The following is a 19,849-nucleotide window of genomic DNA, read 5'->3' on the forward strand; positions in this document are numbered from 1 at the left end:
CACGCGTCAGGGTCGCTGCTGCCTGAGCATGGCGATGACCCGGTGTACGCTCTCCAGCGTCTCTTCGATTTCGGCCGCCGTATTGTAGTGGGCAATGCCGATGCGCACGACACCTTGCTCGGCCGGAATGCCGAGCTGGTGGACGATCTCCCAGGCATAGTTGTGGCCGGACCACAGGAAGATATTTTCGGCGTTCATCTGCCGCACGATCGTCTCCGGCACGATGCCGTCGACGGTGAAGGAGACGGTCGGCACGCGCTCGCCAATCCGCTTCGGATCGGTGATGCCGTGGATGGTCAGACCCTCGATATCGGACAGACCTTCGATCAAGCGTTGCGCCAGCGGGTTTTCGTAGGCGATCGAGACTTCAAATGCCTTGGCGATCTTCTGCCTTCGCGATCCACCCTCGCCCGATACCGCGCCAAGGTCGGCAAAGTAGTCAACCGCGGCCGTGAGACCGGCCATCAACTCGATTTGCGGCGTGCCCAGTTCGAACCGCTCCGGCAGCCCATTCGACGAGCAGCGGCATTTGTAAGGTTTCAGGCCATCGATGACGTCGCGCCGCCCCCACAAAATGCCCATGTGCGGACCGAAGAACTTATAGGCCGAGCAGATCAGGAAATCGCAGCCAAGCTCCTGCACGTCGATCAGGCCATGCGGCGCGAACTGGACGGCGTCGACATAGACCAGAGCACCAGCATTCCTGGCGATGGCCGTCAGCGCCTTCACGCGATTGATGGAACCGGTCAGGTTGCTGGCATAGTTCAAGGCGACCAATCGCGTCCTGTCTGAAAGCAGGCTAGCCAGCGTTGCCTCTTCGACCTGCCAGCTCTTTTCGTCGAATGGCAGCCAGCGCACGACAAGGCCAAGGTCCTCGGCCAATTGCAGCCATGGCGAGACATTGCCCTCATGGTCCATGCGGGTGAGGATGATCTCGTCGCCGGGCTGCATCGCGCGGCCGAGCGTGCGCGACATGTGATAGGTCAGCGTCGTCATGTTGGCGCCGATGATGATTTCCTCGGGGCTCGCCGCACCGAGGAAATCGGCCATCGCCTGATGCGCGTCGTCGACGACAGCTTGCGCGGCAATCGTCGTTTCGAAATAGCCGCCAAGGTTGGCGTTGGTGGCCAAGAGACAGCGCGACACGGCATCCGCTACTGCCTGTGGCACCTGCGTGCCGGCAGGGTTGTCGAGATAGATGCGGCGACGGCCCTTGTCGGTCAGGGACAGCGCCGGAAATCGTTCGCGGACCAACTCTATCGGAAAATTCATTGTCGCCCGCTCCCTTGGAATTATCGAGTATTCGGCCACATCCAATTCCGTTCAGGGACAGGGATTGCCGACGTGCTGGTGGATCGCATCCACCGCCTTCTGCATCTCTTCGGTCCAGACGATTTCCACGGAAGACAGCGCCATCTCGAGCTGCGAAAGGGTCGTCGCGCCGACGATGTTGGAGGTAACGAAGGGCCGGCTCGAGACATAGGCATTGGCGAACAGTGCTGGCTCCAGCCCAAAGGATCGCGCGAGCTGATTGTATTCGAGCTGTGCTTCGGCGGCTCCTGGCGTCTCATAGCGCTGGCCGCGATTGAATAGCTGCGAGCGCGACCCTTGTGGGCGAGCGCCATGGTCGTATTTGCCGGTCAGATAGCCCTGCGCCAACGGCGAATAGGGGAGCAACGATACCTGCTCGCGTTCGCAGACCTCGGCGAGGTTCACCTCGAAAGTGCGGTTGACGAGATTGTAGGCGTTCTGGATCGACGCAACGCGCGGGCCGATCCCTTTGTCAGCCTCGGCAAGGAAACGCATCACGCCCCAGGAACTCTCGTTCGACAGGCCGAAATGGCGGATCTTTCCCGCCTTCACCAGATCGTCGAACACGGCGAGCGTCTCGGCGATGGGTGTTTCGTCGGCCGGAGCGCCGACAGAATCGGCGCGCGGCGATACGGCGCCGACACGCGTCGGATTGGCGCCCCAAGGGATGTCCCGTTCCGGCCAATGGATCTGGTAGAGGTCGATATAGTCGGTGCCGAGCTTGGCCAGCGATTTGTCGATCGCGTCAAAGATATCGGTGCGCACCAGTTGCGACGGCCTGTCGCCGCGAAACCACCGGTTGGCCGTACGGCCGACGACCTTGGAGGCAAGGATCACCTTGTCGCGGTTGCGGTTGGCCTTCATCCAGCTGCCGATGATCTTTTCGGTCCACCCTTGCGTCTCCGCCTTGGGCGGGATCGGGTAAAGCTCGGCGGTGTCGATGAAATTGACGCCGCGCGAGAAGGCCAGGTCCATCTGCGCATGGCCTTCGGCCTCGGTGTTCTGCTGGCCCCAAGTCATGGAGCCCAGGCAGATCTGGGTAACAAGAAGATCGGTCCGACCGAGACGGCGTTTGTGCATGGAAATCTGCTCCGGAGGAAAAGGGTGCGGCAGCGCGGGGAGGAAGTCCCATCCTACGGAAAGCAGAGGCACTCTCCAAGCCTCGCCAGACCGACTTTTGCGTGAACCAGCAGCGTTCAGCGGCGAGCGGCGGCCACCGCGCGCCGCTTGGCCTCATCGATCAGCATATTGGCGACCTGCATGCGGATCATGGCGCGCTGGCGCAGATGCGGGGCGACACGGTCCGGATGATTGGCAAAGGCAAAACTGCGGCGCATACGGCTGAAATCGGCGATTTGCTTGGGCTGATCGAGACCAAGTTCGACGGAGATGGATTCCGGATCGATCGGCGGCAACACCTCCTCGGGCTTTGGCTCTTCGCCAGCCAGAGCCAGCTTCGCATGATCGAGCAAGGCGGCGAATTCGGTCGCCAGATCGGCGCCGGCCTCGCGATATTCGGTGGCGGAAACCTTGATGCGGCCGGAATGGAGTTCATCGGCCACCGAGAGATAATCGAACGGAATGGATGGACGGGCGCGGGCCTCGTCGCCCCCAATTCCGTCGCCCTTGTCGGAAGCGACGAAGAGGTCGTCGAGCAACGAAGCGAAATCACGCTTGGTGCCAGTGCCGATGTCAGCCTCCTCCTTGCCCGACTGTGCAAGCTTCAGAGCATATAACCGGCTCGTTAAAATTGCATGCCGTCGATCTTAACGAATTTAGCCGTTGCGCGGCTGCGCCGCTTCAACTCCTCAACCCCAGAATGAAAAGCCGGACCGCACTTTCATGCGGTCCGGAATTCGCCAGGAGTGGCGAGGAAAAACCGGCCATGTAGCCAGCATTCGAGGCTACGATGCGCGTCTGCCAAAAGTTTCGGTCGGTTCAGGAAATGGCGAAAAAATCGCCAAGACATGGCAGGCATGCAAATGCTGCACTGCACAATCGTCGCGATTCAGCTATACTAGTGGCCGTGGAGGACCAATTAGGGGCTTGAATCATGAGTTTCTTCACTGAAATGTTCGCCCGGCCGCGGCCGCAGGAGCATCTGAGATACCGTTCGGCGCTCGCACTGCTCGATGCGATGAGCAATGCCGACCGCGCCGACATCGGTATCAAGCCGGCCGATTTCCCCCGCATCGCCCGCGAAATGTCCGTTCGCTAAACGTATCGAGCCGCGAGATGTCCCGGATCGGTCCGGGACTTCTCGAAGACATCGATCCGTTAGCGCGATCCCAGGAACGTCGCCTTGCCCAGCGGCACGCCGTTGTGGCGAAGAATGTCGTAAGCCGTGGTGAGGTGGAAATAGAAGTTGGGCATGGCCACATGCAGCAGATACTGCAGGCCCGGCATCGAGCTTTCGCGCCCGCCAAGCTTCAATTCGATTATCTTGTCGTCCGAGCCGTCGAATTCGGCCGCCGAAAATGTCGCCAGAAGCTCCAGGGTCTTCGTGATGCGCGCCTGGACATCGGCGAAACTCACCTCGTTGTCCTCGTACCTGGGCACCTCGCGCCCGGCGAGCCGTGACGGCGCGCCCTTGGCATGGTCGGTGGCGATCTGCACCTGCCGGGTCAAAGCATACATGTCGGGCGCCAACCGCGACGTCAAAAATACCTGCGGGTCGATCTTGCGGTCAATCGCATTCTGTTCGGCGGCCGCAAGCACATTGGAAAGTGCTTTCAGCCTGGCCGAAAACACAGGCACGGATGCCTCATACATCGATATTGCCACGTCAAATCTCCTGTCCGGCCGAACGCCGGCGGATGCGACGTAGCGCCTTCGCGCACGATTCTTCAAGACCGCCGAACCAGCGTCACCACGTTGCCGCAATCGCCATGGAATCTCCCATCGAGCGGAGATACCCGATGAGACGCGCCCTTTTCGCAGCGACTGCCTTGCTCGCCCTTGCCCCGATCGGCCAGACGGCCCTGGCCGCCGAAGGTGCACCGGAAACGCCCTATGTCGACGATCGGTCGAGCGCCGACGCGGTGGTCCGCTCGCTCTACAGCGCCATCAACCGACATGAATTCGCCCGCGCCTGGGGCTATTTCGGGGATACCAAGCCGGCTAAGGATTTCGACAGTTTCGTCAAGGGCTATGACGGCACCGACAAAGTCGAGGTCGAGACCGGGGCCGTATCGAACGAGGGCGCCGCCGGCAGCATTTTCTACAACGTCCCCGTCGCCATCCGCGCCACCGACAAGAGCGGCGGCGAGAAGGTCTTTGCCGGCTGCTATACGCTGCGCCAGGTGAATGCCCAAATTCAGGCCGCGCCGCCCTTCGATCCGATCCACATCGAAAAAGGCGCGCTTAAACCCTCCACCGCCGATTTCGAAGAGGCCTTGCCGCCAAGCTGCGGCGACGGGCCGCCGCCGCCGAAGAAGGACACAGCACTGGAACAGGCCAAGAAGGCCTTTCTGGCGACGTATGGCGACCAATGCGACAAGCAGTTCCTGGCCGACGAGCCGGAGGTCTTTTCGATCAAGTACAAGGACAAGAATGCGCAGCCCGGCGATCCTGACAAGGAAGCGCGGCTGTTTCATTTTTCGTGTTCGGCCGCCGCTTACAATGAAAATTCGGTCTACTACATGACCGACGAGCTTTCGGCGGTGCAGCAATTGCAGTTCGCCGAACCGGAGACCGATATCCGCTACGAGAACAACGACAGTGAAGGCAAGCTGTTGAGCGTGACCGTGGTCGGCTTCCACACCACGGGATGGGCCACCAATTCCGACTATGACCCGGACGCCCATACGATCACCACTTTCAACAAATGGCGCGGCATCGGCGATGCCTCCGACTCCGGCACGTATTTGTTCCGCAACGGTGATTTTTCGCTGGTCCAGTACGACGTCGATGCATCCTACGACGGCGAGGAAAATCCGCAGACGGTTGTCGACTACAACACCGCGCCGTAGGGAAGACTCGATCAAGAACGCCGCGTTCGACCCGTCCTCCGCATTCACCTTCTCGTTTCGGGCCGCGAACGCATCGGCCGAAAGAAGGCGCGAATGTCCTGGACCAGAAGATTCGGTTCCTCCAGCGCAGCGAAATGGCCGCCGCGCGGCATCGGCGTCCATCGCTGCACGTCGAAGACCCTCGCCACCCAGGAGCGCGGCGGCATTGGCAACTCGCGGGGGAAAAGCGCTACCCCAAGAGGCGGCGAAACGCGTTCCTGCGCCTTGAACGCAAGAGGGGAGAGCCGATTCTCCTTGTAGAGCCGCAAGGACGAGGTGAGCGCATTGGTGAACCAGTAGAGAGAAACGTCTGTAAGGAGCGCGTCCATGCCAAAGGCGCGTTCCACGTCACCGTCGCAATCGCTCCAGGAACGGAACTTCTCGATCATCCAGGCTGCGAGGCCGATCGGCGAGTCAATCAGCGCATAAGCGAGCGTCTGAGGCTTCGTGCCCTGCAGATGGGCATAGGCACCCTCTGTTGCCGCCCAAGCCGCAGCCTTGTCCAGAAAGGCCTGTTCCTCAACGGTGACAGGCGGCTGATCTGCACCCAAGGGTGGCCGATAGCTCCCGGGAATGTAATTAACGTGGACGCCAAGCACGTTTTCAGGAAGGAGCCGTGCCATCCAGGCGGAGACGCCCGCGCCGATGTCGCCGCCCTGGCAAGCGAAGCGCTCATAGCCGAGCCCGCACATCAACTGCACCCATAGCTCCGCGATGCGCCCGGAGTGGAAGCCGGGTGCCGTCGGCGCCTGCGAGAAGCCGTATCCGGGCAACGAGGGAACCACGACGTGGAAAGCGTCGGCCGGGTCACCACCATGGGCGGATGGATCCGTCAGCAATGGAATGATGTGTTCCATTTCGATGAAGGAACCGGGCCAGCCATGCGTGATGATCAGCGGCAGCGGCGCCGGTCCGGTGCCTAGCTGGTGGACAAAATGGACATCCAGATTGTTCACCCTAGCCAGATATTGCGGCAGCCGGTTCAGCCGCGCCTCTTGCGCTCTCCAGTCGAAGCGATCTCGCCAGTAATCCGCAAGGCGCTCCATGAACGGCAGGTCGGCCCCGTCGTTCCAGCCTGTCTCGATTAGCGGAACTGGCCATCGCGTTGCGTGAAGACGGTCCTGGAGATCCTCAAGTTGTTCGTTCGGAATCTGGATATTGAAGGGACGAGTGTCCATCGCCGTGCTTCCGAGTTGTTGGATCATGTCAGTCTACACCGGCAAGTGGATATCGGCCGAGCCATGATCGCCAAACCCACTGCACTTTGGCCGATATGCATCAAGGCGCCTTCGACAGCATCCAGTTGAGCGTGCCGCGCCAGTCGGTCATGCGGATCGGGGTGCCATGGGTGCCGGTCTCGAAACGGACGAAGCGGGTCGGATAGGCTTTCGATCTGGCGACGATCGAGCGGAAGAACGCTTCCTGCTTTTCCACGGGGAAAACCACGTCATTGCTGCCCTGGCCGAAGAAGACCGGGACGTGACGCTTGAAGGCGGGGCTTGCCAGGAAACTCTCGTCCCATAGCGAGCCGAGCAGCAGCAGCCCGTTGATGCGCCGGCCGGTATCGTTGCGGGCGGCAAGCTTCCAGCACAGGGCGCCGCCCATCGAGCCACAGGCGACGAAGATCTTCGCGGCTGGCGATTGTTCCGCATAGTGATTGATCAGGGCCGCCACCTGCGCGGCGCCGGTGTCACCGAAATCGGAAAAATCCGGGCTGAGGTAAAGGCCGCCATTGCCGGCCATCAGGTTCTTGAGTCGGTTGAAATTGCCGCCGAAGGTGAAGTCGTCGACGCCTTGCTTGCGGCTGCCGCCCTGCCCATGCAGATAAAGCACGATGATGCCGGCGCCCTCGGTCTTGCCGACGGCAATATGCCTGACATCGCCGGCATCGGTCTTCAAGAGCAGATCCTGCTGCACCTTGCGAACGCCGATGTCTGTGTATTGGGCGTTCACCCGGCGCTCCGGCACCTGGTCACGCTGGTTGATGTCGCGCATCTCGCGATAGTCCAGAACCGTGTAGGCGCCGTTGGTATCGGACGAGAGCGTGGCCGGATAGGCGAAGAGGTCGTCCTTGAAGGGTTTTAGAGATAATGTGTCGGCGTGGGCCGCCGAAGAAAACAAGAAAAGCATTGTTGTAAGGAAAGCGCGGCACGCCCCCCTCTGGCCTGCCGGCCATCTCCCCCTCAAGGGGGGAGATTGGATGCGCTTTCGGTTTTCGCCAATCTCCAAAGTTGCAGATCGAGCACCATCGGCGAAACTGCCGATCTCCCCCCTTGAGGGGGAGATGGCCGGCAGGCCAGAGGGGGGTAAAAGCGCCAACATGGAAGATGAAGTCATCCCTCTGGCATGCGTAATTCGGCTCGGGTTTGTCAATCCTGCAGCACGCCGCCGGCGCTTTCCAGCGCCTCGCGGGTGTCGACATCGACAGACGCCGCCGCACCGATCTCGACATCGATGACATCGAGCCCTTCGGTCTCGACCAGATGGCGTGCGCCGGTGTCGCCTTCCAGATGGGCGATCGCCGGAAACAGCGAACGCGGCAAAAGCACCGGGTTGCCGCGCTTGCCATTATGTGTAGCGCGAACCACCGAATTGCCGCCGGCCTTGCGGAAGGCGTCGATCAACCTGTCGAGATCGTCGGACGCGACTCCCGGCATGTCGCCGAGAACGATCATCACACCGGCGGAGCTCTCGGGCAGATAGGCAATGCCGGCCTTCAGCGAGGTGGACAGGCCCTCGGCAAAATCGGGATTGTCGGCGAAGGTCACGTCGAGGCCCGCCAGAGCGGCGCGCACCCGCTCGCGCTGATGGCCGGTGACGACAATCGTGCCGGAAGCCTTCGAGCCGAGCGCCCGCTCGGCGGTGCGTTGCACCAGCGGCTTGCCGTCGAACAACGCCAGCAGCTTGTTGGGTCCGCCCATGCGGCTCGACCGACCAGCCGCCAGCAGCACGATGCCGACCTTGAGCTGGCTTTTCGCCGGCAGCGGTTCGCGCGGCTGCGGGCGTGTCGGGATCTCCATCAGCAGCCCGCCGACCCCCATGCCGGCAATATCCTTGGCAGTCACGTCAAGGCCGGCGATCAACCGATCCAGAACCCAGTCGAAGCCGTTCTCCTTGGGACTGCGGGCGCAACCGGGCGCGCCGATGACGCGCTTGCCGTCGAGCGTGCCGAGCACCAGCAGATTGCCGGGATCGACCGGCATGCCCGCGCGGATGACAGTCCCACCTGCCCTCTCGATGGCCGCCGGAACCACGTCGGCGAAATCGCTCATCGCCGAGGCGCCGAAGATCACCACCATGTCGTTGTCTCGCGCCAGCGAGGCCGTGGCTTCCGCCACCGGTGCGATCTCATGCGGCGTACGATGCTCCGCCGTCAGCCTGCCGCCCGTGCGCGCCAGCCGCGCTTCGGTAACGCGCAGCGTCTTGTCCAGCACACTTGGCTTGATGCCCGGCAGAACCGTCTGGATGACGCCGACACGCACCGGCTGGTAGGCATTGACGACAAAGATCTCGCCACCGGCGCAGATTTTTGTCGCAGCATCGACCAGGGCCGAACTGACCGCGAAGGGAATGATCTTCACCGTCGCGACCATCTGGCCTTTCTCGACCGGCGCATGCTGCGCCAGCGTGGCGATGGTGATGGCCGGATCGATGGCATTGAGGGCGTCAACCATCGCGGCATCGACCGTGAAGATACCCGACGCGTTGGCATGGAGATTGACCCGCCCGGTCGCGGCCGACCTGACCTCGATGCCGCGAAAGGCCATACCCTCGGAGATCGCCTGCGCGGCGGCATCCTCGCTGAGGTCGTCGGCAGCCAGCACAGCCGCAACGACCTCAGAAATACCGGCGGCCCGCAACAGCGCCACGTCTTCGGCGCTCAGCCTGTGCGCCTTGCGGAAGCGCCGTTCACCAGCGGTGGTGGCATGCGCCAGCACCGCGCCTTCAGCCGCCTCGATCGGGATAGGCCCGAATTTCACGCCGCCGCGCCCGTAGAGCGCCGCGCGTCCTTTTGGACGCGCAAAGGACGCTCTGCTATTTTGAATCTACGCATCGTGCTTTTCCAAAATCGATTTCGATTTTGGGGCCGATGCGGAGGCATCGAGACCACGCGAGCGAAAGGCGTGGATCGCTTGCGCCAGCACCGCAACCGCGATCTCAGCCGGACTGGCAGCACCAATATCGAGCCCGATCGGCGCGTGAATACGAGCGATCTGATCGGCGGTTGCGCCGAGCGCCAGCAGGCGTTCGACACGCTTGGCATGCGTCTTCCTGCTGCCGAGCGCTCCGACATAGAAGCAGTTCGCATCCAGCGCCGCCTTCAGCGCGAAATCATCGATCTTCGGGTCATGGGTGACGGCGGCAAGTGCGCTGTAGCTGTCGAGCGGCTGGCGCTTCAGAACATCCTCCGGCCATTCGGCATGGAGCGCCACGTCGGGAAAGCGGTCCGGCGTGGCGAAAGCGGTGCGGGGGTCGATGATCTCCACGGGGTAACCGGCGATTTTCGCCATCGGCGCCAGCGCCTGGCTGATGTGAACCGCGCCGATTACCAGGAGACGCGGCTGTGGCAGATGTGCATTGAGAAAGAAGGTTCGTCCTTCGGCCTCGACCGAACCGGAACTCCCGGTGCGGAACGCTTTTGCGATTGCGGCTCCAAGATCGCCGGCGACCTGATCGCCCTCGCGCACGATGCGGTCGCGGCCGTCACCGAGATCGGTGACAAGAATCGCGGCGCGACGGGCGCGTCGTTCGGCGTTAAGCGTATTCAGCGCATAGGGATCCATTCGAGATCAGCCCAGTCTTTCCACATAGACCTTGATGCGGCCGCCGCAGGACAGGCCGACCTGCCAGGCGGTTTCGTCGGCAACACCGAACTCCAGCATCCTGGCCTTGCCGCTGTCGATGACGTCGATGGCCTCGGTCACCACCGCGCCTTCGACGCATCCGCCCGAAACCGAGCCGTGGAAATTGCCGTCTGCGTCGATGACCAGATGGCTGCCCACAGGTCGGGGCGCGGAACCCCAGGTCTCGACCACTGTCGCGATGGCCACGTCCTTGCCGTCGTTCATCCAGCCTTCCGCGATGATCAAGGGGTCACGGGCTTCATCCAGATAAATGCTGTTTTCCATGATCGTTTCTCTGAGAGTCTGTTTTTCCGGATATATGGCTATGCGGCACGTCTCGCGCCAACTTCCATCCATTGGCGCGGGTCGACCGACTGTGCCGACTTCTTGTCCAGCGATGCGCAGAGGTCGGCGAGCGCATCGAGATTGTGCACCGAGCGGAACTCGTCGACATGCGGCAGCATCGCCTTGACGCCGCGGGCGCGCGCCTGGAAGCCGTCGAAACGCAGCAACGGGTTCAGCCAGATCAGCCGCCGGCAGGATTTGTGCAGGCGCTCCATTTCCTCCGACAGGCCGGCGACATCGTCGCGCTCCAGCCCGTCGGTGATCAAAAGCACGACCGCACCCTGCCCCAGCACGCGGCGCGACCATATCAGGTTGAACTCGGACAGCGTGTCGCCAATGCGGGTGCCGCCCGACCAGTCCCTGACCGCAGTCGAACAATCGGCAAGGGCGGCATCGGGGTCGCGATGGCGCATCTGACGGGTCAGGTTGGTCAGCCGGGTGCCGAAAACGAACGTGTGCACGCGCCGGCGTTTTTCCGTCAGCGCATGCAGGAAATGCAGGAAGATGCGCGTGTACTGGCTCATCGAGCCGGAAATGTCGGCCAGCACAACCAGCGGCGGATGAACTTCGCGAGCTGAGCGGAATTTCGGCAGGATCAGTTCGCCGCCGGTGCGCGCGGCTGAACGCATCATGGCGCGCGGATCGACGCGGCGACCCTGCGCGTCGGCTTTGAAGCGCCGCGTTCGCACCATGTCGAAAGGCAGCCGCAGCTGCGCGATCGCCTTCTTTGCGTCGGCCATCTCGGTCGCGTTCATCTGGGCAAAATCCTTGCCTCGCAGCACCTCGTTGCCGGAAAAAGTGAACCGGGCGTCGACCTCGATCTCAGGGATTTCCTGGGCTGGCTGGTTCTTCTGGTGGCCTTCGAACATCGCCTGGCTGACGCGGTTCTCGGCTGCGCGGGGCTTCTGCTTTTCCCTGTTGTCAGGCGCCACCGGCGAAAACATCGCCAGCATCTTTTCGATCAGTTCACGCGATTTCCAGAACAGCCGGAAGGCTTCGTCGAAAATGGCGTGATCCTCATGCCTGGACACCAGCACGGCGTGCAGCGTCCAGTAGAAATCGTCACGCGAGCCGATGCCAGCGACGAGAACCGCCTCGATGGCATCCTTGACCGAGGCGGGCCCGACCCGCATGCCGGCCTTGCGCAGAGTGCGGGCGAAATAAACGATATTGTCGGCGATCCGCCCGTCGGCCTTCGCTTCTTTCGGCTCCTGGATCGGCATCGCCTACTCCGCCGCCGAAAGCTCGGCCTTCACCTCGTTGAGGATGCGCCGGCCTTCGCCCTGTTCGATGCGGGCAATGTCGTCCTGGTATTTCAACAGCACGCCGATCGTGTCGGATACGGTTTCAGGATCGAGCGCCACCTTGTCGAGCTCGGTGAGCGCGCCGGCCCAGTCGATGGTTTCGGCGACACCCGGCACCTTGAACAGCTCGATCTGGCGCAGCTTCTGGATGAAGGAGACCACTTCAGCCGAAAGCCGCTGGTTGGCCTGCGGCACCTTGCGGCGCACGATCTCCAGCTCGCGCTCGGCATTGGGATAGTCGACCCAGTGATAGAGGCAGCGCCGCTTCAGCGCATCGTGGATCTCGCGGGTGCGGTTGGTCGTGATGATGACGATCGGCGGCTCGTCCGCCTTGATGGTGCCGAGTTCAGGCACCGTGACCTGGAAGTCGGAGAGGATTTCGAGCAGGAAGGCTTCGAAGGCCTCGTCGGTGCGGTCGAGTTCGTCGATCAGGAAGACCGGGGCTGCCCCCGTCTTGCCGGTCAGTGCATCGAGCACCGGGCGGCGGATCAGGTATTTTTCGGAGAAGACATTGCGCTCCATGGCGGAGCGCTCGACCTTGCCGACCGCCTCCTCCATGCGGATCTCGATCATCTGCGCGGCGTAGTTCCACTCATAGACGGCGGACGAGACGTCGAGGCCTTCATAGCACTGCAGGCGGATCAGCCGACGGCCGAGCGCCTGCGCCAACACCTTGGCGATTTCGGTCTTACCGACGCCGGCCTCGCCCTCGAGGAACAGCGGCCGCTTCATGCGCAACGACAGGAACAGCACGGTCGCCAGCGACCGATCCGCCACATAATCCGCGCCGGTCAGGAGATCGAGCGTCTCGTCGATCGTCCGCGGCGCGGCGCGCGGTTTCAGCTCGGTCATTCTTTCTCCGTGAACGCCGGCGCTCCGCTTTCCAGAACGTGGTAGCCGCGGGCGTGGTAGATCAGCGGCCGCAAATTATCGCCCATCCGCAGGCCTGTCACCTTGCCAAAAAGCACACGATGAGTGGCCAGGTCCTTGGTGTCGATCAATTCGCAGTCGAACACGGCGAGCGCGCCCTTCAGAGTTGGCGCGCCGGTGGAGATCACGTCCCATTCGCCAAGCGCGAAGCGCTCCTCGACCGGCAGGCCGGTGATGCCGGAAAAGCCGATCGACAGCGGCTCCTGATGCGAGGCCAGCGTGTTCAAGGCAAATTTGCCGTTTTTCACGAACGGCTCATTCTTGGGATTTTCACGGTTGAGACAGACCAGAATGGTCGGCGGTGTATCCGACACGGAACAGGCCGCGATCACCGTGGCGCCGCGCTTGCCGGCCGGCCCATCGGTGGTGACAACATGGACGTGGCCGGCAAAATGGCTCATGGCGTCGCGGTAGGCCTGCGGCCCAATTTCGTTCTTCTTCAGCACCGTATGTTTTCCATGGTCAGGATCCTACCGACATATATGGCCATACATAGCCTGCCACAAGCGAAGTGCTTGAGCCATATCCCGAAATTCGCGTGTTGCACCAAGGTCGGGCAGGCTTTAGGTCTTGGCGATAAATAGGTGCCAGCAGCATAAGACCGGCACAGAGGACCTCATCGCTCGAATGCGACCCAGGACAAGAACGATAGCGGCGCTGTTCTGGCTGTTTCTGGCCAGTGATGCGAATGCCCAGACGCTGGTGGTCGGCGTCTCAGCGCCTCTCTCTGGACCATCGGCCATTCTCGGCAAGCAGATCGAGGCCGGCACCGGTCAGGCGGCCCTAGCGAACGGCATAGAACTCAAGATCGTGGATGACGCCTGCACTGCGGACGGAGGCGCTGCCGCGGCCAGGGAATTCGTCGCAGCCAAGGTCAATGTCGTGGTCGGATTCCTTTGCACCGAGGCGATCGAGGCGGCGATGCCGATCCTCAGGGATGCCAACATTCCAGTCATTACCGTTGGCGTGCGAACCGAAAGCCTGACCGACCGCCGCGCCAAGACCGGCTGGCCGGTCTTTCGCCTCGGGCCACGCGGCGACGATGAGCGCAACGCCGTCGCCTCCACCCTCACCCATCTGTGGCAAGGCGAGTTGTTCGCGGTCATCGACGACGGCACCATCTATGGCCGCGAAATCGCCGAGACGTTGCGGGCGGCCGCGGAGCAGGCAGCGCTGAAACCGGTATTCGTCGACACGTTCCGGCCGCAGCTCGACAATCAGATCGGCATGATCGGCCGGCTGAAGAAGGCCGGCGCCACGCATGTATTTGCCGGCGGCGACGGCGACGACATAGCCATCATGGGCCGGGATGCCGCACAGCTCCAGGCCGGCATCGTCTTTGCCGGCGGGGAGAACCTCCGCACACCGACCGGCGACGTGCCCTATGCCGTGGGAACATTGATGATCGCACCGCCGGAATGGGCCGATGTCGCCGACCCCAAACTATTGTCGGCCTTTGCCACGCAGAAGGTCGTGCCCGACGGTTATACGCTGCCCGCCTACGCGGCGATCGAGATCGCCAAAACGGCGTCAACCTTGTCCGAGGGCTCGGGCAAGCCACTGACCGAGGCCCTGACGGGACAGGACTTTACCACTGCGATCGGGCCGATCCGCTTTGATGCAAAAGGCGACCTCAGCCAGAGCCCTTACCGCGTCTTCCGCTTCGACGGCACACGCTTTGCGCCTTTGGAAAGCAACTGATGTTTCGCACCGGCCCGCGCAACCTGATCACCGACGTTGCCGGACTGCGCGTCGGCAACGCGTCCGATGCCAAGCTGAAATCGGGCGTTACGACCGTGCTCTGCGACGAACCGACGGTGGCCGGCGTTCAGATCCTGGGCGGTGCGCCGGGCACCCGTGAGACCGACCTGCTCGAACCGCACAATTCGGTCGATGTGGTGCACGCCGTAGTGCTTTCGGGCGGTTCGGCTTTCGGCCTCGACGCTGCATCCGGCGTGCAGGCGGCGCTGCGCGAACGCGGCATCGGCCTGGAGGTCGGAGGCTTTCGCGTGCCGATCGTGCCGTCGGCGATCCTGTTTGACCTGCGCAATGGCGGCGACAAGGATTGGGGCCTTTATCCACCCTACCGCGAGCTTGGCTATGAAGCAGCGCAAAACGCCGCTGCCGATTTCGAGCTCGGCACCATTGGCGCCGGCACCGGTGCGCTGACTTCGGGGCTGAAGGGCGGCCTCGGCTCGGCTTCGACGCTGCTGGACAACGGCATCACCATCGGTGCGCTGGCCGCCGTCAATCCGACCGGCTCGGCAACCATCAGCCGAACTCGCCATTTCTGGGCAGCACCGTTCGAAATCGGCGACGAATTCGGCGGCCTTGGTTATCCCTCGCCGATGCCGGACGACGCGAAGCGGATCCTGCTGAAATACCGCGACAAGCACATGGGCAGACAGATGGAGACCGGCGGCAACACCACCATCGCTATCATCGCCACCGACGCGGTTCTCACCAAGGCTGCCGCAAAGCGCCTGGCAATCTCGGCGCATGACGGCTTCGTGCGCGCCATCTGGCCGACGCACACGCCGGCCGATGGCGACCTGGTATTCGCGCTGGCAACTGGCACGAGTGGCATCGAACTCACCGCCGACGCGGCAATCGACCTCTATGCCGCAGCCGGCGCCACAATGGCGCGCGCCATCAGCCGCGGCGTGTTTGCCGCGACGCCGGCCGAAAACGATCTGTTTCCGGTCTGGTCATCGCGCCTGAGATAAACAGAGGCCCTCGATCATACCCGATCGGATTTTTCTTCCTCGAAGGTCACCGCGACATCGGAATTCGCGGACAGCCACACCTTGTTGCCGTCGACCTCGGCAATGAGGCTCACGGGAACATAATGGTGATGGCCCTTGTGAGCGCCCTTGCCGCTATCGGCCTTAATCAGCTTGATGCGCTGACCATCGACCTTGTCGACGGTGCCGACATGCACGCCATCGGCGCCGACGACTTCCATATGCTCACGAATTTTGCTGGTGTCGGTCATGGTGGTTCTCCATTGGGACTGCCGACGATAACAAATGACGGGCCGATTGGATGCATCGGGCTTTGGCACTGCGCGACGTTTTGATTCCGTCGTGGTAGTGGATGGAGGCGATCACGGCCGAGGGGTGAAGAACCGATGCGAATGCTCTTTCTGTTTGCCGTTGCCCTGCTTGGACAGTTTGCGACATCGATGGCTGCCCGTGCCGGCGACGTTGCCCAACTTGAAATCCTGGGCTTCACCAAGGACGGCAGTGTCTTCGCTTTCGAGGAATATGGCGTGCAGGACGGATCGGGCTTTCCCTATGCCAACCGCTATTATATCGACACCAGCACCGACAGCTTTCTCAAGGGCACGCCGATCCGGGTACGGCTCGAGGACGAGAACGCCAAACTGGAAGCAGTGCGCCTTCAGGCCCGGCAAAAGGGCGAAGCCATTGTCGGTGAGGCGGAACTGAGCGCCAACCGCGGCATAACAGCTGGTTTCAACCCGGTGACCGAGCTTTCGGCCGATCCGCACCGGATAGCGGTCAACCCGCGCCCGATCTTCTCAGCCGTCGACCAGCCGCTCGAATTCCGGCTGGACGAGTTGGGCATGAACAACACCCAAGGCTGCGAGAGCCAGGGCGAGATCAACGGTTTTCGCTTGCTGCGTATCGAAGCGCAGGATGGCGGCACCACCAAGCTGCTGCATGAGGACAAGGCGATACCGAAAAGCCGGGGTTGCCCGAATGGCTATCGCATCGGCGCTGTGCAAACCTTTTCAATGGACAGTCTCAGCGCCTACGCGGTGCGCCAATACGGTTTTGAGGGGCCGGACTTTCGCTGGGTCGCGGTGACCGGCCGCCTGTGACATTCCCTGTTCAACCCGCCAGGCGCGACCGCGTCTTGAGCCGCGTTCGCCACGCGATGCCGGAACTTCGCATCGCATTTTTCGGCGCCTTGCTGTGGGCGGCGACGATGGGGGCCAGCGCGCTCGTCAACCTGTTCTTGGACGAATGGGAGACGCCGGCGAAAATCCGCATCGTCACCTTGCTGTTTGCTGTGGGAGGTGCGCTGGCCTTTCCGATTGGCCTGTTTGCCGCGAAGCTGGTCTCACAGGGCAGGCGCTGGGAGGTCGCCTTCGCGGCGGCCTTCGTGTGCCTCGCCGCAGCGACGGTCGGCTTGACGGCCGGGCTGTTCGCCCTGCAGTACCGCTCCTACTATGCCGAGTGGCATGCACCTGCTTTCACCCATACCTGGGCCCTGCAGTTCGTCTTCACGACGTTGATTGCGCTGTATCAGTTCGTCGTACTGGGCATCCGGCTTTATTTTCCGCTTGGTTTCGTGGCCTTGTTTGCCGCGAGCGTCTGGTTTGCGCGCCAGCGGCGTTGAGCATTTTGCCCACCTCTGTTAGGACGCGGGAAAACCTCTCGATACGTCAGGACTGACCGATGATCCCTCGCTATTCCCGGCCGGAAATGGTCGCCATCTGGTCGCCCGAGACCCGGTTCCGCATCTGGTTCGAGATCGAAGCCTATGCCTGCGACGCGCTGGCCGAACTCGGCGTCATCCCCAAGCAAGCGGCAAAGACCATCTGGGAAAAGGGCAGTGCTGCGAAATTCGATGTCGAGGCGATCGACGAAATCGAGCGCGTCACCAAGCATGACGTCATCGCCTTCCTGACCCATCTTGCCGAATTTGTCGGGCCGGACGCCCGTTTCATTCACCAGGGCATGACCTCGTCGGACGTGCTCGACACCTGCTTTGCCGTGCAGCTTACCCGCGCCAGCGACATCCTGCTCGCCGACATCGACGGCCTGCTCGCCGCGCTCAAGCGCCGTGCGTTCGAACACAAGGACACCGTCACCATCGGCCGCAGCCACGGCATCCATGCCGAGCCGACGACCTTCGGCGTCAAGCTGGCGCAGGCCTATGCCGAGTTCTCGCGCTGCCGCGAGCGACTGGTGCATGCGCGCGAAGACATCGCCACCTGCGCGATATCGGGCGCGGTCGGCACCTTCGCCAACATCGACCCCTATGTCGAGGAACATGTGGCGGCAAAGCTTGGCCTGAAGCCCGAGCCGGTGTCGACGCAAGTGATCCCGCGCGACCGTCACGCCATGTTCTTCGCCACGCTCGGCGTCATTGCCTCGTCGATCGAACGGCTGTCGATCGAGATCCGGCATCTGCAGCGCACCGAAGTGCTGGAAGCGGAAGAGTATTTTTCGCCGGGCCAGAAGGGCTCGTCGGCAATGCCGCACAAGCGCAACCCGGTGCTGACCGAAAATCTCACCGGCCTTGCCCGCATGGTGCGGTCGATGGCGCTGCCGGCGATGGAGAATGTGGCGCTCTGGCACGAGCGCGACATTTCGCACTCCTCCGTCGAGCGCATGATCGGGCCGGACGCCACGGTGACGCTCGATTTCGCGCTGTCACGGCTGACCAGCGTCGTCGACAAGCTGCTTGTCTATCCCGACAACATGCTGAAGAACATGAACAAGTTCCGCGGTCTCGTGCATTCGCAGCGCGTCATGCTGGCGCTGACGCAGGCCGGCCTGTCGCGCGAAGACTCCTACCGGCTGGTTCAGCGCAACGCTATGAAGGTATGGGAGCAAGGCGCTGATTTTCTTGACGAACTGCTCGCCGACAAGGAAGTGACCGCAGCGCTGCCGGAAGCTGAAATCCGCGAGAAATTCGACCTGGGCTATCACACCAAGCACGTCGACACGATCTTCAAGCGGGTGTTCGGATAGGATTTTCAATGCGACTGGCTGTCATTTCAGACGTCCATGGGAATCTTCGCGCGTTGGAGGCGGCGCATGTCGGCTGATACTCAATCCCGGCAGCGTAGGCGTCCAGGCCTTCCCCGGCCTCACTGTGACCGGCAGCCCGCATGCGCGCTTCGCAATCGCCACGCGCAACAACGGCGAATGGTCTTTCAGCCAGCACGTGATTGGTTATGACTGGGCACAGTCCGCCGCGCGCACGGCGGCAACCGGGTTCACCAGTTGGTCGCACGGATTGCTAACGGGCTACGCCGCCGGATCCAGCTAAGAACCATCTAGCGGCATCTGAACCGGCGACAAGCCTCCGATCCTATCAACCAGCCTTGCCGGGAACAGTCCTGATCACCGTGCCCCACGGGTCTTCGCGGGCTGTCGAGCTGGTCACATTGTCCGAACGCATTTCGACCCAAGCCAGACCGGACCTGCTTGGATCGCGGCGACCGGCGCCCGAACTCTGCCAGGCGTTGGCGCCGATGTGATGGTGATAGCCGCCGGACGATAGGAACACCGCCTGGCCGCCATATTTGGCCACCGTGTCGAAGCCGAACTCCTGGTTCCACCAGGCCTCGGCGTCTTCCGGCCTGCCGACACGCAGGTGGACATGGCCGATAATGCTGTTTTCCGGCGCGCCCTGCCAGCCGGCGTCATCCACCGGCACTTCGGCAACGACCGACGGAATGTTCAGCCGCTCAGTCGCCATGGCAATCTTGTTGCCATTCCACTTCCAGTCCTGCGGACGGCGGTCAGCATAGATCTCGATGCCGTTGCCTTCGGGGTCGGTCAGATACAGCGCTTCGCTGACCAGATGGTCGGAAGCCCCTTCGATGGCGATCTTGTCGGCGATGGCATGGTTGATCCAGCGGCCGAGATCGGCGCGGCTGGGCAGCAGGAAGGCCGTGTGGAACAGGCCGGCGCTGCGCGGATCATCCGGCTTGGCAGAAGCATCGGCCTCGATGACCAGCAACGGACGGTTGGCTGCGCCCAGCGTGATAGCGCCGTCGGCACGGCTCACTTCCTGCAAGCCGAGGACGCTGCGATAGTAGGCCGCGAGACTTTCAGCGTCGCGCGCTTTCAACCCAACGCGGGCAACGCTGACCGGCGTGGTGGCGGCAAAGGGCAGTTCACTCATCAAATGCTCCGATCGACCGGCCTGCGGTGAAGCTCCCAAGGCAAGAAGCCCCGCACCGCCAATCATCATACGTCGTGTCAGTTCCAAAAGTGAGGGCTTCCGCACACGGCTGTTTCTTTTCCTGGCCACCTTTCGTCCATCGGTATCGTTCACACAAGACGTAAAGAAGCGAACATCCTGTTCACTATTGTGATCAAGAGCGCTGTTCATGACCCGT

At 62.4% G+C, this 19,849-nt stretch carries 21 protein-coding genes; 7 read left to right on the forward strand and 14 right to left on the reverse strand.

Going from position 1 to position 19,849, the window contains the following annotated elements:
- Positions 1-6: 6 nt before the first annotated feature.
- The 3 genes from NKJ90_RS04290 to NKJ90_RS04300 form a co-directional block, all read right to left on the reverse strand.
- Positions 7-1,272 carry a cysteine desulfurase-like protein gene (locus tag NKJ90_RS04290; protein WP_023759493.1) on the reverse strand — a complete coding sequence of 422 codons (1,266 nt, stop codon included), beginning with the start codon at positions 1,270-1,272 and terminating at the stop codon, positions 7-9.
- A gap of 51 nt (positions 1,273-1,323) precedes the next feature.
- Complete coding sequence (locus NKJ90_RS04295) at positions 1,324-2,391, reverse strand: aldo/keto reductase (RefSeq protein WP_023759494.1); 1,068 nt, start codon at positions 2,389-2,391, stop codon at positions 1,324-1,326.
- 116 nt (positions 2,392-2,507) lie between these two features.
- Entirely contained in the window at positions 2,508-2,969 is a 462-nt protein-coding gene (locus NKJ90_RS04300; protein WP_023759495.1) for a hypothetical protein, read from the reverse strand.
- 395 nt (positions 2,970-3,364) lie between these two features.
- On the opposite strand from NKJ90_RS04300, the gene NKJ90_RS04305 reads away from it, so the two are divergent.
- Positions 3,365-3,529, forward strand: coding sequence for a DUF1127 domain-containing protein (locus tag NKJ90_RS04305; RefSeq protein ID WP_023759496.1), 165 nt, complete (start codon positions 3,365-3,367; stop codon positions 3,527-3,529).
- 59 nt (positions 3,530-3,588) lie between these two features.
- On the opposite strand, the gene NKJ90_RS04310 is transcribed toward NKJ90_RS04305, so the two are convergent.
- Positions 3,589-4,095 (reverse strand): DUF1993 domain-containing protein, encoded by a 507-nt coding sequence (locus tag NKJ90_RS04310; RefSeq protein WP_023759497.1) that lies wholly within the window; start codon positions 4,093-4,095, stop codon positions 3,589-3,591.
- 134 nt (positions 4,096-4,229) lie between these two features.
- Here NKJ90_RS04310 and NKJ90_RS04315 point away from each other — a divergent pair, with 134 nt between their 5' ends.
- Positions 4,230-5,282, forward strand: coding sequence for a DUF1176 domain-containing protein (locus NKJ90_RS04315; RefSeq protein ID WP_023759498.1), 1,053 nt, complete (start codon positions 4,230-4,232; stop codon positions 5,280-5,282).
- 44 nt (positions 5,283-5,326) lie between these two features.
- On the opposite strand, the gene NKJ90_RS04320 is transcribed toward NKJ90_RS04315, so the two are convergent.
- The 8 genes from NKJ90_RS04320 to NKJ90_RS04355 form a co-directional block, all read right to left on the reverse strand.
- Positions 5,327-6,499, reverse strand: coding sequence for an epoxide hydrolase family protein (locus NKJ90_RS04320; protein ID WP_023759499.1), 1,173 nt, complete (start codon positions 6,497-6,499; stop codon positions 5,327-5,329).
- Between the two features lie 100 nt (positions 6,500-6,599).
- Positions 6,600-7,451 (reverse strand): alpha/beta hydrolase family protein, encoded by an 852-nt coding sequence (locus NKJ90_RS04325; RefSeq protein ID WP_023759500.1) that lies wholly within the window; start codon positions 7,449-7,451, stop codon positions 6,600-6,602.
- A gap of 239 nt (positions 7,452-7,690) precedes the next feature.
- Positions 7,691-9,301 carry an NTP transferase domain-containing protein gene (locus NKJ90_RS04330; protein ID WP_352485710.1) on the reverse strand — a complete coding sequence of 537 codons (1,611 nt, stop codon included), beginning with the start codon at positions 9,299-9,301 and terminating at the stop codon, positions 7,691-7,693.
- A 66-nt stretch (positions 9,302-9,367) separates the two neighbouring features.
- Positions 9,368-10,105, reverse strand: a complete 738-nt coding sequence (locus NKJ90_RS04335) for an XdhC family protein (protein WP_352485711.1) — start codon at positions 10,103-10,105, stop codon at positions 9,368-9,370.
- Between the two features lie 6 nt (positions 10,106-10,111).
- The gene (locus NKJ90_RS04340; protein ID WP_023759503.1) at positions 10,112-10,450 is read right to left on the reverse strand and encodes an XdhC family protein; all 339 of its coding nucleotides are present in this window, start codon (positions 10,448-10,450) and stop codon (positions 10,112-10,114) included.
- A gap of 38 nt (positions 10,451-10,488) precedes the next feature.
- Positions 10,489-11,733 (reverse strand): vWA domain-containing protein, encoded by a 1,245-nt coding sequence (locus tag NKJ90_RS04345; protein WP_023759504.1) that lies wholly within the window; start codon positions 11,731-11,733, stop codon positions 10,489-10,491.
- A 3-nt stretch (positions 11,734-11,736) separates the two neighbouring features.
- A complete protein-coding gene (locus tag NKJ90_RS04350) occupies positions 11,737-12,666 on the reverse strand; it encodes an AAA family ATPase (RefSeq protein ID WP_023759505.1) in 930 nt (309 codons plus the stop codon).
- Positions 12,663-13,190: a flavin reductase gene (locus NKJ90_RS04355; RefSeq protein WP_023759506.1), complete on the reverse strand. Its 528-nt coding sequence runs from the start codon at positions 13,188-13,190 to the stop codon at positions 12,663-12,665. The genes NKJ90_RS04350 and NKJ90_RS04355 overlap by 4 nt, the downstream gene beginning before the upstream one ends.
- Positions 13,191-13,371: 181 nt before the next feature.
- On the opposite strand from NKJ90_RS04355, the gene NKJ90_RS04360 reads away from it, so the two are divergent.
- Together NKJ90_RS04360 and NKJ90_RS04365 are read left to right on the forward strand one after the other, a co-directional pair.
- Positions 13,372-14,445 carry a branched-chain amino acid ABC transporter substrate-binding protein gene (locus NKJ90_RS04360; RefSeq protein ID WP_023759507.1) on the forward strand — a complete coding sequence of 358 codons (1,074 nt, stop codon included), beginning with the start codon at positions 13,372-13,374 and terminating at the stop codon, positions 14,443-14,445.
- Positions 14,445-15,470 carry a P1 family peptidase gene (locus tag NKJ90_RS04365; RefSeq protein ID WP_023759508.1) on the forward strand — a complete coding sequence of 342 codons (1,026 nt, stop codon included), beginning with the start codon at positions 14,445-14,447 and terminating at the stop codon, positions 15,468-15,470. Before NKJ90_RS04360 ends, NKJ90_RS04365 begins: the two co-directional genes overlap by 1 nt.
- 14 nt (positions 15,471-15,484) lie before the next feature.
- On the opposite strand, the gene NKJ90_RS04370 is transcribed toward NKJ90_RS04365, so the two are convergent.
- On the reverse strand, positions 15,485-15,739 hold the full coding sequence (locus NKJ90_RS04370; RefSeq protein ID WP_023759509.1) for a DUF2171 domain-containing protein: 255 nt from the start codon (positions 15,737-15,739) through the stop codon (positions 15,485-15,487).
- Positions 15,740-15,874: 135 nt separating this feature from the next.
- Here NKJ90_RS04370 and NKJ90_RS04375 point away from each other — a divergent pair, with 135 nt between their 5' ends.
- Genes NKJ90_RS04375 through purB form a run of 3 tightly spaced genes read left to right on the forward strand, consistent with a single transcriptional unit; the run spans position 15,875 to position 18,470 of the window.
- A complete protein-coding gene (locus NKJ90_RS04375; RefSeq protein WP_023759510.1) occupies positions 15,875-16,588 on the forward strand; it encodes a DUF2259 domain-containing protein in 714 nt (237 codons plus the stop codon).
- Positions 16,589-16,644: 56 nt separating this feature from the next.
- The gene (locus NKJ90_RS04380) at positions 16,645-17,109 is read left to right on the forward strand and encodes a hypothetical protein (RefSeq protein WP_023759511.1); all 465 of its coding nucleotides are present in this window, start codon (positions 16,645-16,647) and stop codon (positions 17,107-17,109) included.
- A 59-nt stretch (positions 17,110-17,168) separates the two neighbouring features.
- Complete coding sequence (gene purB / locus NKJ90_RS04385; RefSeq protein WP_023759512.1) at positions 17,169-18,470, forward strand: adenylosuccinate lyase; 1,302 nt, start codon at positions 17,169-17,171, stop codon at positions 18,468-18,470.
- A gap of 346 nt (positions 18,471-18,816) precedes the next feature.
- Here the strand turns inward: purB and NKJ90_RS04390 are convergent, their stop codons facing one another.
- Positions 18,817-19,632, reverse strand: coding sequence for a VOC family protein (locus NKJ90_RS04390; RefSeq protein ID WP_023759514.1), 816 nt, complete (start codon positions 19,630-19,632; stop codon positions 18,817-18,819).
- Between the last annotated feature and the right edge of the window lie 217 nt (positions 19,633-19,849).

The sequence above is a fragment of the Mesorhizobium sp. M0051 genome, assembly GCF_040323235.1.
GTDB lineage: Bacteria > Pseudomonadota > Alphaproteobacteria > Rhizobiales > Rhizobiaceae > Mesorhizobium.

Excerpts from the sequence above, each read along its gene's own strand:
- NKJ90_RS04370 (WP_023759509.1), bottom strand. The coding sequence starts at position 15,739 with ATGACCGACACCAGCAAAATTCGTGAGCATATGGAAGTCGTCGGCGCC.
- NKJ90_RS04290 (WP_023759493.1), bottom strand. The coding sequence starts at position 1,272 with ATGAATTTTCCGATAGAGTTGGTCCGCGAACGATTTCCGGCGCTGTCC.
- NKJ90_RS04315 (WP_023759498.1), top strand. The coding sequence starts at position 4,230 with ATGAGACGCGCCCTTTTCGCAGCGACTGCCTTGCTCGCCCTTGCCCCG.
- NKJ90_RS04390 (WP_023759514.1), bottom strand. The coding sequence starts at position 19,632 with ATGAGTGAACTGCCCTTTGCCGCCACCACGCCGGTCAGCGTTGCCCGC.
- NKJ90_RS04380 (WP_023759511.1), top strand. The coding sequence starts at position 16,645 with ATGCCGGAACTTCGCATCGCATTTTTCGGCGCCTTGCTGTGGGCGGCG.
- NKJ90_RS04345 (WP_023759504.1), bottom strand. The coding sequence starts at position 11,733 with ATGCCGATCCAGGAGCCGAAAGAAGCGAAGGCCGACGGGCGGATCGCC.
- NKJ90_RS04320 (WP_023759499.1), bottom strand. The coding sequence starts at position 6,499 with ATGGACACTCGTCCCTTCAATATCCAGATTCCGAACGAACAACTTGAG.
- purB (WP_023759512.1), top strand. The coding sequence starts at position 17,169 with ATGATCCCTCGCTATTCCCGGCCGGAAATGGTCGCCATCTGGTCGCCC.
- NKJ90_RS04375 (WP_023759510.1), top strand. The coding sequence starts at position 15,875 with ATGCGAATGCTCTTTCTGTTTGCCGTTGCCCTGCTTGGACAGTTTGCG.
- NKJ90_RS04340 (WP_023759503.1), bottom strand. The coding sequence starts at position 10,450 with ATGGAAAACAGCATTTATCTGGATGAAGCCCGTGACCCCTTGATCATC.
- NKJ90_RS04350 (WP_023759505.1), bottom strand. The coding sequence starts at position 12,666 with ATGACCGAGCTGAAACCGCGCGCCGCGCCGCGGACGATCGACGAGACG.
- NKJ90_RS04365 (WP_023759508.1), top strand. The coding sequence starts at position 14,445 with ATGTTTCGCACCGGCCCGCGCAACCTGATCACCGACGTTGCCGGACTG.
- NKJ90_RS04335 (WP_352485711.1), bottom strand. The coding sequence starts at position 10,105 with ATGGATCCCTATGCGCTGAATACGCTTAACGCCGAACGACGCGCCCGT.
- NKJ90_RS04325 (WP_023759500.1), bottom strand. The coding sequence starts at position 7,451 with ATGCTTTTCTTGTTTTCTTCGGCGGCCCACGCCGACACATTATCTCTA.
- NKJ90_RS04305 (WP_023759496.1), top strand. The coding sequence starts at position 3,365 with ATGAGTTTCTTCACTGAAATGTTCGCCCGGCCGCGGCCGCAGGAGCAT.
- NKJ90_RS04360 (WP_023759507.1), top strand. The coding sequence starts at position 13,372 with ATGCGACCCAGGACAAGAACGATAGCGGCGCTGTTCTGGCTGTTTCTG.
- NKJ90_RS04295 (WP_023759494.1), bottom strand. The coding sequence starts at position 2,391 with ATGCACAAACGCCGTCTCGGTCGGACCGATCTTCTTGTTACCCAGATC.